This window comes from Aestuariivivens marinum (genome assembly GCF_022662175.1).
In the GTDB taxonomy this organism is placed as follows: Bacteria; Bacteroidota; Bacteroidia; order Flavobacteriales; family Flavobacteriaceae; genus Aestuariivivens; species Aestuariivivens marinum.
The window spans coordinates 1446379-1462939 of sequence record NZ_JAKMCR010000001.1 but is presented as its reverse complement, the minus strand read 5'-3'; the positions used below and the strand labels follow the sequence as shown (position 1 = coordinate 1462939).

Annotated in this window: 12 protein-coding genes and 1 other RNA gene; 3 read left to right on the top strand and 10 right to left on the bottom strand. The window is 33.4% G+C overall.

Going from position 1 to position 16561, the window contains the following annotated elements; translation table 11 throughout:
* Positions 1 to 247: 247 nt before the first annotated feature.
* The 3 genes from MR053_RS06315 to MR053_RS06305 all read right to left on the bottom strand — a co-directional run bounded on the left by MR053_RS06315 (position 248) and on the right by MR053_RS06305 (position 3127).
* A complete protein-coding gene (locus MR053_RS06315) occupies positions 248 to 1630 on the bottom strand; it encodes a class I SAM-dependent methyltransferase (RefSeq protein ID WP_242131581.1) in 1383 nt (460 codons plus the stop codon).
* Positions 1623 to 1823 carry a hypothetical protein gene (locus tag MR053_RS06310; protein WP_242131579.1) on the bottom strand — a complete coding sequence of 67 codons (201 nt, stop codon included), beginning with the start codon at positions 1821 to 1823 and terminating at the stop codon, positions 1623 to 1625. Before MR053_RS06310 ends, MR053_RS06315 begins: the two co-directional genes overlap by 8 nt.
* Before the next feature lie 62 nt (positions 1824 to 1885).
* Positions 1886 to 3127, bottom strand: coding sequence for an O-antigen translocase (locus tag MR053_RS06305; protein ID WP_242131578.1), 1242 nt, complete (start codon positions 3125 to 3127; stop codon positions 1886 to 1888).
* A 246-nt stretch (positions 3128 to 3373) separates the two neighbouring features.
* Between MR053_RS06305 and MR053_RS14000 the strand changes: the two genes are divergently transcribed.
* Positions 3374 to 3619 carry a hypothetical protein gene (locus tag MR053_RS14000; protein WP_317221555.1) on the top strand — a complete coding sequence of 82 codons (246 nt, stop codon included), beginning with the start codon at positions 3374 to 3376 and terminating at the stop codon, positions 3617 to 3619.
* Positions 3620 to 3633: 14 nt separating this feature from the next.
* Here MR053_RS14000 and typA read toward each other — a convergent pair whose 3' ends face one another.
* A complete protein-coding gene (gene typA / locus MR053_RS06295; protein ID WP_242131576.1) occupies positions 3634 to 5433 on the bottom strand; it encodes a translational GTPase TypA in 1800 nt (599 codons plus the stop codon).
* A 130-nt stretch (positions 5434 to 5563) separates the two neighbouring features.
* Here typA and kdsA point away from each other — a divergent pair, with 130 nt between their 5' ends.
* Positions 5564 to 6385, top strand: coding sequence for a 3-deoxy-8-phosphooctulonate synthase (gene kdsA / locus MR053_RS06290; RefSeq protein ID WP_242131575.1), 822 nt, complete (start codon positions 5564 to 5566; stop codon positions 6383 to 6385).
* 158 nt (positions 6386 to 6543) lie between these two features.
* Here the strand turns inward: kdsA and MR053_RS06285 are convergent, their stop codons facing one another.
* The 4 genes from MR053_RS06285 to MR053_RS06270 all read right to left on the bottom strand — a co-directional run bounded on the left by MR053_RS06285 (position 6544) and on the right by MR053_RS06270 (position 9902).
* Complete coding sequence (locus MR053_RS06285; RefSeq protein ID WP_242131574.1) at positions 6544 to 6921, bottom strand: DUF1801 domain-containing protein; 378 nt, start codon at positions 6919 to 6921, stop codon at positions 6544 to 6546.
* A 93-nt stretch (positions 6922 to 7014) separates the two neighbouring features.
* Positions 7015 to 7761 (bottom strand): slipin family protein, encoded by a 747-nt coding sequence (locus tag MR053_RS06280; RefSeq protein ID WP_223549472.1) that lies wholly within the window; start codon positions 7759 to 7761, stop codon positions 7015 to 7017.
* 127 nt (positions 7762 to 7888) lie between these two features.
* Entirely contained in the window at positions 7889 to 8668 is a 780-nt protein-coding gene (locus tag MR053_RS06275; RefSeq protein WP_242131573.1) for an SDR family NAD(P)-dependent oxidoreductase, read from the bottom strand.
* Positions 8669 to 8696: 28 nt separating this feature from the next.
* The gene (locus tag MR053_RS06270) at positions 8697 to 9902 is read right to left on the bottom strand and encodes an NAD(P)-dependent oxidoreductase (RefSeq protein WP_242131572.1); all 1206 of its coding nucleotides are present in this window, start codon (positions 9900 to 9902) and stop codon (positions 8697 to 8699) included.
* Positions 9903 to 10074: 172 nt separating this feature from the next.
* On the opposite strand from MR053_RS06270, the gene ssrA reads away from it, so the two are divergent.
* Positions 10075 to 10473, top strand: a transfer-messenger RNA (tmRNA) gene (ssrA, locus tag MR053_RS06265).
* 256 nt (positions 10474 to 10729) lie between these two features.
* On the opposite strand, the gene MR053_RS06260 is transcribed toward ssrA, so the two are convergent.
* Together MR053_RS06260 and MR053_RS06255 are read right to left on the bottom strand one after the other, a co-directional pair.
* Complete coding sequence (locus MR053_RS06260) at positions 10730 to 12217, bottom strand: hypothetical protein (protein ID WP_242131571.1); 1488 nt, start codon at positions 12215 to 12217, stop codon at positions 10730 to 10732.
* 931 nt (positions 12218 to 13148) lie between these two features.
* Positions 13149 to 16559 carry a VCBS repeat-containing protein gene (locus MR053_RS06255; protein ID WP_242131570.1) on the bottom strand — a complete coding sequence of 1137 codons (3411 nt, stop codon included), beginning with the start codon at positions 16557 to 16559 and terminating at the stop codon, positions 13149 to 13151.
* Between the last annotated feature and the right edge of the window lie 2 nt (positions 16560 to 16561).

The following is a 16561-nucleotide window of genomic DNA, read 5'->3' as shown; positions in this document are numbered from 1 at the left end:
ACAATATATTCATATTGTTTTACAGACAAATACCTTTTACTAAATCCAGCTAAAAGGTTAAATACTCCCACTGGTATTAAAATAAATGTCAATAAAAACATAAATAATTGCTCCCATGAATTTACCAACGTAAAATTAGAATTGTAATAATATAATATTGGATAAAGTCCAGCTGATACAGCAGAAATTGTAGGGTTTAGTTTTTCCTTTTCAAAAAAATAAATGATTCTTTTTCTAGTTTTACCTATCATTCTTTTCTTTTAAGTAAATACATGATGCGATTGGAATCAACAATAAGTTCTTTCTCCAAAATATTGAAATAAATAGTATAACTTTTTTCAAAAACATCAATATTATAAAAATCAAAATAATCTTCAAATTCCCCTTTTGTTTTTAATAGGCGCTGCACCCAAGAATCTTCACGCTTTGGAAACTCTATAATCAAATATTTCGAAAAAGAGGCAAAAAATTCGGCCGACCCATGAAAAGGAACATTTCCTGACAGGGTCAAATGATGTATTACGGCCAAAGCAAGTGTAGCATCAGGACCAAAGGCCTTAATTCGTTTTAAAAAAGAAGCTCTTTCGGTATTATTAAACCCTATAGAAGCAGACGGATTTAACACATCTATAACAAAGGGTAATATGTGTTTTTCTTGATTAGCTTTTACCGATTTAAAATTTAAATCAACCGCATTATTATCTATATCGCAAACAAGTGCCATTTTCAATTTTCTATTTATTCTACGAACAAAAGTACCATCATTGCCACCTATATCAACTAAAGTTTCCGCCCCTAACTTATTTATCCATGAATCTACAAGCTTCGATTTTAGCATAAAACTTGATTCAGAGTAATTCGTTTTAGAATAATAATTCCCCCACTCACTAGCTGTCTCAATCTGAAAGTTGTTTATGTAATCGTATAAACCTTTTACGATATTTAGTTGGGCCTTTTTTGAGAGCTTGGCTTCTTTTACATTACCTTTGTAATCTTCATTATGTTTGCTTTCAAACTTTGCCAATAAATGAATATTTGAATATAAAAAAGGGTTAAATTTCGTTTTTAATGGCAGCATTGAAGATAACATATCCAAGGGTATACCATCAATAAAATTCACCATTAGACCCAAAGCTTTAACTCCAATATATTTTGCCAAAACCAAAGGTCCCAAAAAGTGCATTATAAATTGCTTGTAAGCTCTCCAAGGTTGATTTTCCTGATAAAAATCGAAAGACAATGAATCTATAAAAACCGCTTTACCTTTATGAAAAGTAACATTAAATGCAGATGCATCTTTAAGCGTAAAATTATGATCTAAACAGTATTTTTGTAATTTTAATGTTAAAAGTGCTGCTTCCTTATATTGATTAAAACTCCATTCGTAATGATAAGTAATAAAAGGAATTTGTTCTGGTTGAATTATTATTTCTGTATCAGTAACCGTAATTTCCTCGTGTCTGATTAAAAGTCCTGCAGAGAATAAATTATTATAAAAACCCTGTTCCTTAAAGGTAAAGTACTGTTTGAAGTAAATTGGATTGACACAACGTTTTATAAGACCATTTTCAACAAAAACATAACCAGACGGGTCTCTAAATGAAGCTGAATGAAAACTTCTATTATTCACTCTTTCTCTTTTTTTCTATATCACTATCTGTAACATCAATGTCATTAAGCGCATTTTTCTCTTTAGCCAAACCAAAAAACAGCTTCATTTTATAAACTAAATTTTTTGAAAACAACAAAACTCCTGCTACAGCTGCCACAATAGCTTGAACAATCATAGCACCCAAACCCGGATCAAAATAAAGAAAATACATAATTTAATATTTTCAACTAATCATTAATATAACCTTTTTTCTATAAAATCGTAAAAACATTACTACTCAACCCTTTGATTATCCACTCCAAACAAAGAACTTCCGAAGATAAGCAATATCACACCAAAATACATGGTATAGCTTACCAAATGACCAATAACGGCACCTTCAACTCCAAATAGTTTTATAAAATAAATACTGGTTACATATAGGATAATTACCAAAAAAGCTTCCGTAACAATGTAATGCCAGAACATCTTCTTAGCAAGAAATTGATAAGCAATAACGGTTGACAAAACCTTAACAAAGTCTCCCAATAGCTGCCATAAAAACAACTCCTCGACCGGTTCAAATTCTTCTGAAAAAACAACAGTAACGATAACAGATCTTAACAAATAAATAAGAATTAGTCCCAATGCAAACATGGGCACCACTGCTTTGTAAAAACTAAACACTTCCCTTCTAAATTCTTTTACCGAGTCTATTTCAGCAAATCTTGGTAATATGTAAAATGCCATAAGCGCAGTAACAAACATAAGATAATACTTAGAAATACGTGTCATGGCTTCCCAAAACCCAGCATCCTTGTAGCTTACATACTCTATAATGTAAGATCTGATAGCAATTAAAACCAAGGGTAAAATTATTGCTGAAAACAAAGCCATCATGGAATAAGGGCTTAATTTCTTAATAATCCAAAAGCTAATTTCTTTGACCTGAATCAAATTTGATAAACTCTTTCTGTTAATAATTCCTACCAACGTTATTAAAAAAATTAAGGCTTCGGCTATGGCAACAGAAATTAACGCACCATCTATTCGTTTTTGATAAATTAAAATTAAAGCTATTGATAACCCAAGCGTTTGACCAATGATATTTATTACTATCAAATTTTTATACTTGGCAAACCCATTCATTATAGAAAAAGAAAACATGTTTAATGCATAAAAAGGAAGCACAACCGCAAAGATCCTTATAACATAGGCATAGTTATTATAATCGGGAAAGATTAAGTCGTTAATAGATTCAGCAAAAAAATAGCAAAGGAAAGATAGTAAAATCGTAACCACAAATCCCAAGTAAAATACAGTTGAAATCGTTTTACTCAACTTAACCATATCTTCCCTAAAATCTGCTATGTACTTCACTGCCCCATTATATACCCCAACAGTTGAAACAGATTGAACTGAGCTGGTAAAATTTCTTAAATTACCAATAAGCGCAAGGCCTTCAGCTCCAATAAACAATGCTATAGCCTTTGAAGTTAAAATACCCGATAACATCTTTACAAAAACCGAAACCATTTTTAAAGATGTTATTTTAACTAAAACTTTGCTATTTATATACGCTAATAGTCTCTTCAATTATATTGAATTAGCTGTTTTGATAAACAAATCGAAAACCTTAAAATCTATAAAAGAATTTATCCCACTCTCTATTGACCAAATATACAAATCGTTTAAGGAACTAAAGGTTTGAAAAAAAATTAATTGTTTTTAGGAGCTGGCTTTTGCAACAGATAATAAAAATTAACTGAAAAAATTGCCACATTGGCAATTATTATAGGTAAACCTATTCGCAATGAAGGCATTAAAAAACCATACAAAATAAATAGAATACACCCAATCATATTCACAAGACGTAACTTTTTAATGCCTTTCATTGTAAAAGAAAGCAGTACCATTAAGGATGCTAAATACCCTACGTATTCCAATACAGTAATTCCAAATAACTCCATAAACAATATTAATAAAAAAAGGGAAACCTTTAACAGCTTCCCCCTTTTTACTTTATAATTAACAATCACTTTTTAAATGGCTTTACTTCGCTTGCGCTCTACTTCGGTCAATAATATTTTACGTAATCGCAGATGGTTTGGGGTTACTTCAACATATTCATCTTTTTGGATATACTCCAATGCTTCCTCTAAAGAAAATTTAATTGCTGGTACTATTCTAGCTTTATCATCTGCACCAGCAGAACGTACGTTACTTAGTTTTTTTGTTTTTGTCACATTTACCACCATATCATCCCCTCGTGAATTTTCACCAATTACCTGGCCTTCGTAAATATCTTCTCCCGGATCGATAAAAAACTTCCCGCGTTCCTGTAACTTATCTATAGAATAAGGAATAGCTTGTCCATTTTCCATAGACACTAAACTACCGTTCTGACGTTCAGGAATGCCACCTTTTAATGGTTGATATTCCTTAAAGCGATGAGCCATAATAGCTTCTCCTGCAGTAGCAGTAAGCAATTGATTCCTTAATCCAATAATGCCTCGTGATGGCACAACAAACTCACATACCATACGATCACCTTTGGCTTCCATACTTATCATTTCCCCTTTCCTCATAGTTACCATTTCTATAGCTTTACCCGAAACTTCTTCAGGTAAATCTATAGTCATTTCTTCAACAGGCTCACATTTTACACCATCAATTTCTTTTATAATTACCTGAGGTTGCCCTATCTGCAATTCATATCCCTCACGTCGCATGGTTTCAATCAATACCGATAAATGCAGTACACCACGACCAAACACCATAAACTTATCGGCGCTATTGGTTTCTTCCACCCTTAAGGCCAAGTTTTTCTCCAACTCTTTGGTTAATCGCTCTTTTATATGACGAGAAGTAACATACTTACCGTCCTTACCAAAAAAAGGGGAATCGTTAATGGTAAATAGCATACTCATAGTTGGTTCATCTATAGCAATGGTTTTTAAACCTTCAGGGGTTTCCCAATCGGCAACAGTATCACCAATCTCAAAACCTTCCAAACCTACAATCGCACAAATATCGCCAGCAAAAACCTCATCTACTTTTTTACGTCCCAAACCTTCAAAGGTATGCAGTTCTTTAATTTTAGATTTTACTATACTACCATTTCTTTTTACTAAGGAGATATTCTGATTAACTTTTAGCTCTCCTCGCGTTAAACGCCCAATAGCAATTCGCCCTGTAAAAGACGAATAATCAAGCGAGGTAATAAGCATTTGCGTTGTTCCCGTTTCAATTCTAGGCGATGGAATATGTTCAATAACCATATCTAATAACGGCTCAATATTTTTGGTTTGCTTTTGCCAATCGGTACTCATCCAGTTATTTTTTGCCGAACCATAAACGGTTGGAAAATCCAACTGCCATTCTTCAGCACCCAATTCAAACATTAAATCGAATACCTTTTCGTGTACCTCATCTGGAGTACAGTTTTCTTTATCCACTTTATTGATAACCACACACGGTTTAAGGCCCAAATCAATAGCCTTCTGTAATACAAAACGGGTTTGTGGCATGGGGCCTTCAAAGGCATCAACCAATAGCAGTACTCCATCAGCCATATTGAGTACACGCTCTACCTCACCACCAAAATCGGCGTGGCCTGGTGTATCTATAATATTAATTTTTGTGTCTTTATAAGTTACCGAAACGTTTTTTGAGGTAATGGTTATACCACGCTCACGCTCCAAGTCGTTATTATCGAGAATTAAATCGCCTGTGTTTTCGTTCTCACGGAACAATTGGCAATGGTACATAATTTTGTCTACCAAGGTCGTCTTTCCATGGTCTACATGCGCAATAATTGCAATATTTTTAATATTAGCCATAACTACATGCCTTAATTTAAGCGTGCAAAGGTACGCTATATTTTAACATGCAAGCTATTAAATGTCAATATTTCTATGGATAATTAAACTATCTTTGCAACAAACTTTGTAAAACACATTAATTATATCAATGAACCTTCAAGATATTCCAAAACTAAAACATATTAATTCTGATAATTTTTTCTTATTGGCTGGTCCATGTGCTATCGAAAGCGAAGATATGGCCTTACGTATAGCCGAAAAAGTGATTACCATAACTAATAAACTTGAAATACCCTATGTGTTTAAAGGGAGCTTTAAAAAAGCTAATAGAAGTAGGATTGATAGTTTTACTGGAATTGGTGACGAAAAAGCATTAAACATTTTAAAGAAAGTTTCAGAAACCTTTGATGTACCTACCGTAACAGATATCCATGAAGTTTCTGATGCTGCATTTGCAGCGCAATATGTTGATGTATTGCAAATCCCTGCCTTTTTGGTTCGTCAAACTGACCTGGTTGTCGCAGCAGCCGAAACTGGCAAGGTGGTGAATCTAAAAAAAGGTCAGTTTATGAGTCCTGAAGCCATGAAACATGCTGTGCAAAAGGTAAAAGATGCTGGAAATGAAAACGCATGGATAACCGATAGAGGCACCATGTTTGGTTATCAAGATATGGTAGTGGACTTTAGAGGCATTCCTACCATGCGTCAATATGCTCCAACTATTTTAGATGTTACCCATTCACTTCAACAACCTAACCAAACCATTGGTGTAACAGGGGGCAGACCAGATATGATTGAAACCATTGCACGTGCCGGGGTAGTAAACAATGTAGATGGGCTCTTTATTGAAACCCATTTTGATCCTGCCAATGCTAAAAGTGATGGTGCCAATATGTTACATTTGGATAATTTGGAAAAACTGCTAACCAACCTTGTAGCTATTAGAAAAACAGTTAATAGTCTTCAGTAAGTAGCATTCATTAGGTAGTTGCAGTCGCTGTTTACAATTTTAAACCTTACGCGCCTTTACATCTTGCAGAGAAAAAAATAATAACCAAAGACGAAACAGGTTAATAGTGACGGGTAATTAAATTCAAATCTCAAACTTAAAAGCCAGAAACCTTTAACCTAAATAAACCAAGCCTTATTACTGTTTCGTATGCGCTCTGCCGCGGCATGCAACAACTCTTGAAACTGCTCGTGATCTAAATCTTCTATTGATCTTAATTGAATAGAGCGCACTTGCTTTCGATTATTGTCATCTTTTAATACAGGATACTCATTTTCTAATAAAATACCCTGCACAAAAGCCACATCCACATAGTCCTTACCCTTCAAAATATTTAAGTACAGCATGGGCTTTTTTCCAATGTTATAAAACGGAATCTTGTAACTGTAACGTTCAACCACATCGGGAAGCGTATTCAAAATAACACTCCTAACATAGAGCATAATAGATTGATAGGGTTCTTTTTGATTAAAAAAATATTGGTCTACGGGTTTCATTATTCATTGAATATTTTGCTAAAATCTTCAGTAAACTTGTACAAATACATAAAGAGTTTATAAGGTTATTTCGAATAAATAATGATTCATTAGTTAGTCGACTTCTTGCTTTGTTTGCCTCGGTAATACTTCTTCAGGGAATGGGAACAGTATGGTTGAATTTTTCTCTGATGCAATATTAGATAAGGTCTGATACAATCTTAATTTAATGGCCGATGGGGATTGATCTATCAATTTACCAGCTTCTAATAACTTACCAGCAGCTTGCTCTTCAGCCAAAGCTAAAATAATGCGTGCCCTTCTAGAACGTTCGGCTTCTGCCTGATTAGCCATCATGCGTTTCATGTTTTCTGGTAATTGGATGTCTTTTATTTTAACATCTATAATCTCAATACCCCATTCCTTGGTTTCAACCTCAACAATATTCTTAATGTTTTTACCCATTTCTTCCCGCTTGGACAAAATGGTATCCAATTCAACTTTACCACAAACATCCCGTAAAGCAGCCTGAGATAACTGTGTAATGGCAAACTTGTATTCTTCAACTTCCAAAACAGCCATTTCTGGATCTATGACTTTAAAAAACACCACGCCATCTATACTGCATGGTACGTTATCTTCAGTCATTACTTCCTGTGAAACCACGTTTATAGTAATGACCCTAATATCTACTACTTGAATTGTCTCAACTAAAGGAATAATCCATCTAAATCCAGGCTGTAAGGTTTTAACATATTTACCAAACCTGAATTTTAAAGCGCGTTTGTATTCAAAAATTATACGTATACCTGAAAACAGAAATACAACAAGAAAAACCATAAACAATAAAGGAGGATTCATAACACATTTTTTAGAGTTAACAAACAGTTTATTACCCTATAAGGTAATGTTTTTTCACCAACTATAAAAGGATATTCATTAAATTAATCTTGAGCTTATGTATTTCTATCCTATTGTTTATATGTGATTATTCTTTTCTGTTTTTTTCCTGAAGGTTTCTAACAATTTTTGTGGCCATACCTCTTGAAACAAAGCGATTTATAGTTGCAAGGAACTTATTGATTAATCCAGGGATAGCTACTGTTTTTCCTTTTTGCATAGCTTTATAACCATATTGGGCAACATCCGATGGGCAAGCCATGTTAAAACTAATTTTATTTTCTGTAGTTTTTTCTGAAACCACACCCTGAAAGGCCGTTTTTGTAGGACCTGGACATAATACTGTTACCGTTACTCCAGTCCCCTTAACTTCATTAGCTATAGCTTCAGAAAATGACAATAAATACGATTTTGAAGCATAATAAATTGACATGAGTGGACCAGGTTGAAATGCGGCAAGAGACGATATATTAAGAATTCTACCAGATCCTCGTTTTACCATTCCCCCCAATACTAATTTTGTTAAATGCGTACTAGTAATAACGTGCACATACAACATATCCAATTCTCTTTGCCATTCTGTATTGGCAAACGTTCCAAACAATCCAAAACCGGCATTATTTACTAAAACATCAATAATAACATCAATTGCTTCTATAATTTCATTGGCAACATTTGGTTTACTCAAATCTTTAACCATAACATCAACCTTGCAACTATAGGATTTTGTAATTTCTGTCCTGACTTCATTCAGTTTTCCTGAATCAACATCTATTAAAATTAGATTATATTCATCATTAGCCAACAGCAATGATAATTCATAGCCCAATCCAGAAGCTGCTCCTGTTATTAATGCTGTTTTAGTCATAAAATTAAATTAGAAAAATAGGATCGGTCTACTCTTTTTCGTCTACATAGTCTTGTAGATAGGCAAACCGTTCTGTAAGCTTTCCTTTATCTGTAATCTTGGCCCGTTGCAATACCTCATCTTTATCATTATTGTAAAAAGCTGGTATAACATGTTCAAAAAACATATCCCCAAAACCTTCACTTGCATCCTTTGGCAATTCGCATGGTAGATTATCAACAGCCATAACTGTAATGGCATTTTTGGCATCGAAAGCCACTTCGCTTTCAGTTTTCGGATCATAACCATAAAACGGATCGGCAATGGTTGAAGGCCTTAAGGTGCTGGCTACTGGTCCATCAACATCACAACTAATATCAGCTACCAAATTGATGTTAAAATCGGGGTGTTTAGCATCTTCCCTTGTAAATAAAAAAGGAGCTCCATCACCATAAAAATGACCAGCTATAAAGAAATCTGTTTGCTTGGCATAAGGCATAAAATTGCTCACATAACCACTGGGATCAATATAAAATTCCTGTGTATTACCAACCTTACCATCTTTACGTTTACTATATTCCATAACATCTACCTTACAATATACTGGTTCGGTAAATTGTGATGTTAAATACAAGGCATCGCTTACCTCCTTAACCCCTAAATGGTCTAGAATTTCCTGAGCACCACGTGCTACTTTGCCCGTACCGGAAAGTAAAATTTTAATGTTGGGAAGTTTTATTTTATCCAATTCGGCCTTTAAAACATCTAAATCGGCCAAAGATTCCACCTTGGGCAAGCTATAGAGTTTATCCCTCAAACCTAAAGCCCTTAGTCCATTGTATGTTCCCACTAATCCCGCATAACGTCCAAAACCTATTAATCTAAACCCTCTATCGTCAACAATAGCCTCATGGTCGTAAAGCTCTATGTTCTTTTCCAATATGGCTTGTAGTAGTTTTCTATTGTAAGGTTGCTTTTTTATGGTATGTGAAAAGAAAAAATATTTTTTATTAGGAATTAAAGCTTCAATAGGAACTTCCTTAACACCTATCATAACATCACAATCGGTTATATAATCGGTTACTTCAAAACCTGCCTCTTCATATTGTTGATCTGTAAAAATTCTAATATCTGATGGTTCTACTTTAAAAGTGGCGTTGGGAAATTGTGTTTTGACATCTTTTAGTTTTGATGGAGAAAACACTACCCTACGATCTGGTGGGCTTTTGCGTTCTTTTATTATGGCAAACTTCATGTATTATTTGGAATAATTTTTGCACTAAAATACTCGGATTTATAATGAATTACAAAGTTTTTGGTAACTTTGCTGATACATTAAGATTTGGTGGCTTCGAGAACCTCAGCCTCCAAAATCAAATATAATACATTACCTTAAATCAAGAAGAATCCTGCTTTTGCATGAAACTGGGGTCGACTGGTTTTGACAGCGAGATGTATTGAATGGTAAGCACGTCGTGTAAGGGTTTTGAAACACGTAAAAGGCTAGACCAAATTTTAAACGGCGAGAATAACTACGCTTTAGCTGCTTAATAACCGAATTATAGTAGGTTCAAGCCTTTGTCCCGCAAGGCGGGAAAGCTAAATGTCTCTTGAAAGCCTTGGTTTATGGCGTTCTATATAGAGGCATCGTAAAAGTAAACCTAGAGGTATTAGTGCATCGATAATACCTCGACATTTTAAGATGATAAGCTAAAAGTAGATGGTTTTTAGTCGGCTTTTAGTCGAAAACCAAATAAAAACTAAACGTGTAGAAAGCCTTTTGGTAACTTGTTTGGACGAGAGTTCGATTCTCTCCGACTCCACTTTTTAAAACCTCAATTATTTGTTAATCAAATAGTTGAGGTTTTTTCTAGACAACTATTAGACAACCAACTCCAAAAAGATTGTTTTTTCTCCTTTTTATGGTTTCCTAAAAACAATTTAATCCATGGATTAAATCAACATTAGATTGTAATTTAAATTAAATAAAAAATAAAGCCTTTAGTAGAATTAATCTAAAGGCTTTTTCGTCTAATCCTCAACATGAATTGTAACATTTAAAAATTAATTTAAAGTGTTCTTTTAAATGTTACATCCAGTACATTCATCCTCATTAGTAAAGGTGTTGTTTGTTCCTTGGTTGATAATTATTATGTCTGTATCTCCACAGTATTGCATAGAATTTGTATTTTCTCCAAAGTAAATGACCGCACAACCTCTCGGGCTTCCTGTTTCATCCTCAAACATGCAAGATGAACTAAAATTTTCTATGTCATTGTTTGAGTATGTGACATTGGATACTTCCTTATCCGTAAAACTAAGGGAACTATAGGCTACTCCAGCAATTCCAGAAATTTTATTTTCAGAAACACAAACATTACTTATAGAAACATAATCTGCAACTATTTCAATAGCACCAAAATAATCCGAGTCAACATTAATATTGTTATCATAAATATTGATGCCCGATATCGGGTCAATGTTACCAGATTTACCCGGAGCCCCATAAACAAATATTGGAAATTTAGATGTCCCATTTATGTCTATGTTGTTATCATAAACATCAATGCTTGTATCTTGTACAATCCTAATAAAAATTCCACTTTCCCATATGGCAAAATCTCCAGATAACACTGGTGTAATTGAAAGATTATTATCCCTGACAATATAATTTCCAGATGCATTATTACCAATGCTTATTCCACCTGTTGAATTAACAAACTCATTATCTTGTATAATTGCGTCATGGTAATTCAAAGCCCAAATACCCAAGTGATTGTTTTCGAATTTACAATCTTCTATTAAAAGTTTTTCTTCAGTTCCAAAAGTCGTAATGGCTGCATAAACACCTTTACTATTATTTATAAAATGACAATCCTTAATAATAATTTCTTCAGGTTCTGGTAAAGAACCACCTCCAACACTGGCAATATGACCTCCATCAAATCTAATATTTTCAAAATGTATAAGTTCTCTATCCCATATTAAAACCTGTCTACTTTCTAAAATACCAAATCTTAAATAATCATAAGCACCTGTGAAAGTAGTCATATTTCCATTATCTTTTTCTCCAATAAATTTGATTTTTCCATAATAACCTTGAGTTTTACCACCAATCCATAAATAAAATTGACCAAAATTAAAGGAAGTTGGAACACCTTGAACATTAGTTGATTTAAGTCTCAATTCCAAATCAACCCCTTGGTTTTCTGCCTCATCCATTATTGCTTCAATGTTAATATAGTCATCAGGAAAAACACCGGTTGGATAAAGTTCCTGAACAACATAATTATCTTTTTCTAATTTATTTTTAAGCATAGTATGATTTTCAAATACAACTTTGTATTTCCCACGAATGCTATTGTACTTCTCCAACTCACTCTTACTAAGTTCTGGTATGTTAATTTCTTCATTGGTCATTGCATTCATAGCATGTTTTTCAATCTGACGAATTTTATTCATCAGAAGTGGTTCGTCGTCAATTTTTGACATTGTTGGTCCTTGGAAATTGTCTTTGCTACATCCAAAAATTAAAATAGCAATAAACAAACTTGTCATAATTTTTTTCATTGGTTTGATTTTTAGTTTAGTTTTATACGTAGTAAATTCCTTTAATTATTCAAAAGGACAAAACGACTAATAATATGTTAGTAGCGATAGGTAAATTGTATTATTTCGTTTATCCGGATTATCAACCAACATAATATATTAAACCATACAAGGTAAGGTAAGGCAAGAGTCCAATTTATTGAACGGGGACATAATTAATTAAAACAAACGTACCAATAGGCAGATTGAAGATCAAACATTTTACAAGATAAGAAGTTGTAATATAATGATTATTAATTTGTTAAGCAAATTTTTTAAATACATTATCCATTAATTAGGGGTATCGATATGTAAACATACCTTTTATGGAGTCTAAAAACACTCTTTCACCTAAAACAAAGTATTAAGGTTCATCTAAATTTAATATACTTTAATTAATTAAAACATATCACCCCGTATAAGATGATTTTTTTTGAAGTTAAGTAAGACAAAACATTAAATGTAAATATTTATCTAAAAGTATTTTCGCAGTTATGTATATTTAAAATAATTTCCCACTTACACCACTTATAAAAGCAACAATTAAAAATACTATTATAGGGATTGCCACAAGCCACCAAACTAATTTCGAGGTGTTACCCCTAATTAATTCTAACTTTTCTATCTGTAATTGTTGCGCAAAAAGATTTTCTTTTAAAATTTGACTTTCATCAAAATCCTTGTAGGTTTCCTCAAATTTTTTTTTTAGGTGTCATTCTTGGTTGATTATTATCACTCATAATAATATGTTATTTAATATTTATCCCACAATTTACGAATTATTAACTAAGATGAATATTACTAATTTATATTTTAGGGAAGTATAATAAAAACACTATATTTAATCTATTAAATGCAAAAACCGTAGAATGAAAAACTTAATTATTCGATTTTTTAGACCGTGATTCATTTTTTACTTTAGGGTCACTATTTGCATTAAGTCATTATTCTTTGCTATTAAAAAAGTATTCTCGTGACCATTGATTTTTATTTTTTTTATATGTTTTGAATCACCATCGATAAACAAACCGCTTTTATTTGAAGCTACCGTGGTAAACCCACCTTTTCCATCACCCAGCAATACCAAACCATGACTCGCATCGTTTCTTGGTGTTTCAATTTCTGAAGCATATAAGTTACCAATAGTAATGATGTCTCTCTTTCCATCGTCATTAACATCTTCCAATAACATATCATTAACAGACGAAAATTGCACTTCGTTAGGTAACTCTACCATTTTAAAGACACCTTCTCCTAAATTCTCTACGTATGAAGTTGCAAAAGTATTGGCTCTATAAGATAAAGATTGCTCTAAGGTTTCACCATATATGTCTTTTAATGTCGCCTGGCCAAAGGCATTGTATGTTGGAAATTTCTTTTTAATGAATGGCATTTGCTGGGAACTACAAGACCGCCCTCTTAAAGGGTATTTTTTACCCATATCGTAGTAACTCAAAACAATATCTAAACTACCATTGTCATCAAAATCGGCAGTATGTACTCCAAAGGGTTCTTCGTAACTCGCTTTATATTTATAGTTTTTTCCCAAATTACCAAGAACTAAATCCATATCCCCATCATTATCCATATCGGCTGATGCCAGACTGAACCACCATCCAGTTTTATCTTTCAACCCTGTTTTCACTGTTATATCTAAAAACATGTCTCCTTGATTTTTAAAAACGTTCACAGGCGTCCATTCCCCTACCACAATCAAATCTTTAGTTTTGTCTCCAGTAACATCTACCCATTCGGCATCGGTTATTAAACCCATTTCTTTTAATTCTGGAAGCATTTCATCGGTAACATCAGTAAACGAAACCTCTCCATTTTTAAAATCATTCCTTAAGAGATAACTTCTCGCTGGAAAAGGATACTTTCCTGGGACCAAACGTCCTCCAACAAACACATCCAAATCCCCATCATTATCAAAATCACAGGGCTTTACAACCGATCCACTTGTTATCATTTTAGGCAGTGCTCCAAGAGCTTTTGTAAAGTGCCCAAAACCATTATTTAAGTAAAGTCTATCTTGTAATGCTCTAGAATCATCATTGTACTCATTTCCTCCACTTACAACATAGAGATCCAAATCCCCATCGCTATCAACATCAAACAATTCGGCTCCTATGTCTTCACTGGTTTTATCTAATAACCATAGTTTATTATTTGTTTCTTTAAAAGTACCTTCTGTTGTTTGTAAATATAATCCGCCACTAAAATCTTTTGCCCCACCAACATAAAAATCATCCTTACCATCTCTATTAACATCTCCTACTGCCAATGCAGGGCCAAAATTTGACATTTTGTGCGGCAGTAAACTTTCCTGCTCAAAATCATCAAATTTATTTTCAATGTGTCTGTGATTCAATTTTGTTAAACTGGTTACATCTTTAAAAAAAGAACTATCTACTTCAATCACGGAATGTGTTTCTTTAGCATTCTCGTGATTTAACGTTATTACCTGATTACCCTTAAAATCATACAATACCTCTTGCTTTCCATCTGGCCAAATAATTTTCAACGCTTCTATTTCATCTCTACTTCCTAGACCAAAATGCAAAACTTCACTCACAGAGGACTGAAATCCACGGGTTAGGTACTGCTCTAAAATTTGCTCTCGCCCTTTTTGTTTGAGAATCAATTTGGCACCTACACCATAAGGATTCATACTCGATCCTTTTAATTTAACATCCAAAAAATAACCCCTTTTATTCTCTGAGGCATTATTTCTATATATAAAGGAAAAATCATCTGAATTATTAACCACAATATCCATATCGCCGTCATTATCAAAATCGGCATAAGCAGCTCCATTTGAGCTTGTTAAAATTCGATCTCTTACTTCTAATTCAATAGCTTCAAACGTTAAATCTCCCTTATTTTTATAAAAACAGTTTTCCTTTTTACGTTGTGGCATATGATCCATAATATCCTTAACATATGCTTTCAAATCAATATTTTGACCTGCTTCCTTTAACTCAACTAGTTTTTGTTGTTGCTCTTTTCTATAGTTTACAAAATCGTTATTTCTGAAATCCCTTTTAATCCCGTTAGAAATAAAGATATCCTTTAACCCATCGTTATCCATGTCAAAAAATAATGGCGCCCAACTCCAGTCGGTACTGGAAACTCCTGCCAACTGTGCTATATCTGAAAACCTAGGCAATCCCTTATGTACCCCTCCATTAAGTTGTAATGTATTGTACATATACTGATGGTGCAATCCTAAATTGACGTGTTTGTAAAAACGTTCTGGATTCATCCCACTCATACTCGTTTTAATGTCGAAATTATGCTCGGACATCATATCCACAGAAATAAAGTCAACCAACCCATCATTATTGATATCTGCAATATCATTTCCCATGGAAAAATTAGAGATATGCCCCGTTGCCATATTAATAATTTCTTTGAACGTCCCGTCCTTCTGATTAAGATACATGTGGTCCTTTTCAGAAAAATCGTTCCCTACAAGTATATCTGGCCAGCCATCATTATTTAAATCTCCAATGGCCACACCTAAACCAAAACCTATTAGATTGTTAATAATATGTGCTTCTTGTGTAACATCCATGAACACTCCACCATCATTTCTATATAAACGTTCTCCTCTATATTTTGAAGCTACATTGAGACTTTTCTCTATAGCATCATCGGGATATATCTCAATACCATGATTGATTAAAAACATATCCAAATCGCCATCTTTATCGTAATCAAAAAAAGAAGCTTGTGTTGAAAAATGTGGCAAATCCAAACCATACTGTTTAGCCTGCTCTTCAAATATCGGGATACCTTCAGAATTATTTCCTAGATTAACATACAACTCATTCCTTCTTAAATTAGGGTCATCGATTTTTCCAGATTTGCATATATAAATGTCCAAACGACCATCGGCATTAATATCCACCATGGTAACTCCAGTCGGAAACCCATAATGTCCTTCCAAATTTGCCTCCTTTGTCCGTTCTTCAAAAACCATGTTGCCCTGATTTAAATATAACTTGTTAGTCTTTAAATTTGACAAAAAGTAAACATCACATAATCCATCAGCATTTAAATCTCCAACTGCAACCCCAGCCCCATTATAATAATACTCGTAAAATAGTCCATTTTTAAACACCGTTTCAGTCAATTCATTTTTGAAGGAAATATGTGTCTCTTCTGGAGAAAGAATGGTAAATAAAGCTCCTTTCCTAGTTTCAGATATAGCATTAGAATCTTGCTTTTCATCTTTACAAGAAACACTTGTTACTAGCAATAAAAAGGAACATAAAAATGTAATACTATGCTTTATGAATATTTTATACTGTAGCTCCATAT

Excerpts from the sequence above, each read along its gene's own strand:
- MR053_RS06310 (WP_242131579.1), bottom strand. The coding sequence starts at position 1,823 with ATGTATTTTCTTTATTTTGATCCGGGTTTGGGTGCTATGATTGTTCAA.
- MR053_RS06305 (WP_242131578.1), bottom strand. The coding sequence starts at position 3,127 with ATGGTTTCGGTTTTTGTAAAGATGTTATCGGGTATTTTAACTTCAAAG.
- typA (WP_242131576.1), bottom strand. The coding sequence starts at position 5,433 with ATGGCTAATATTAAAAATATTGCAATTATTGCGCATGTAGACCATGGA.
- kdsA (WP_242131575.1), top strand. The coding sequence starts at position 5,564 with ATGAACCTTCAAGATATTCCAAAACTAAAACATATTAATTCTGATAAT.
- MR053_RS06285 (WP_242131574.1), bottom strand. The coding sequence starts at position 6,921 with ATGAAACCCGTAGACCAATATTTTTTTAATCAAAAAGAACCCTATCAA.
- MR053_RS06280 (WP_223549472.1), bottom strand. The coding sequence starts at position 7,761 with ATGAATCCTCCTTTATTGTTTATGGTTTTTCTTGTTGTATTTCTGTTT.
- MR053_RS06275 (WP_242131573.1), bottom strand. The coding sequence starts at position 8,668 with ATGACTAAAACAGCATTAATAACAGGAGCAGCTTCTGGATTGGGCTAT.
- MR053_RS06270 (WP_242131572.1), bottom strand. The coding sequence starts at position 9,902 with ATGAAGTTTGCCATAATAAAAGAACGCAAAAGCCCACCAGATCGTAGG.
- MR053_RS06260 (WP_242131571.1), bottom strand. The coding sequence starts at position 12,217 with ATGAAAAAAATTATGACAAGTTTGTTTATTGCTATTTTAATTTTTGGA.
- MR053_RS06255 (WP_242131570.1), bottom strand. The coding sequence starts at position 16,559 with ATGGAGCTACAGTATAAAATATTCATAAAGCATAGTATTACATTTTTA.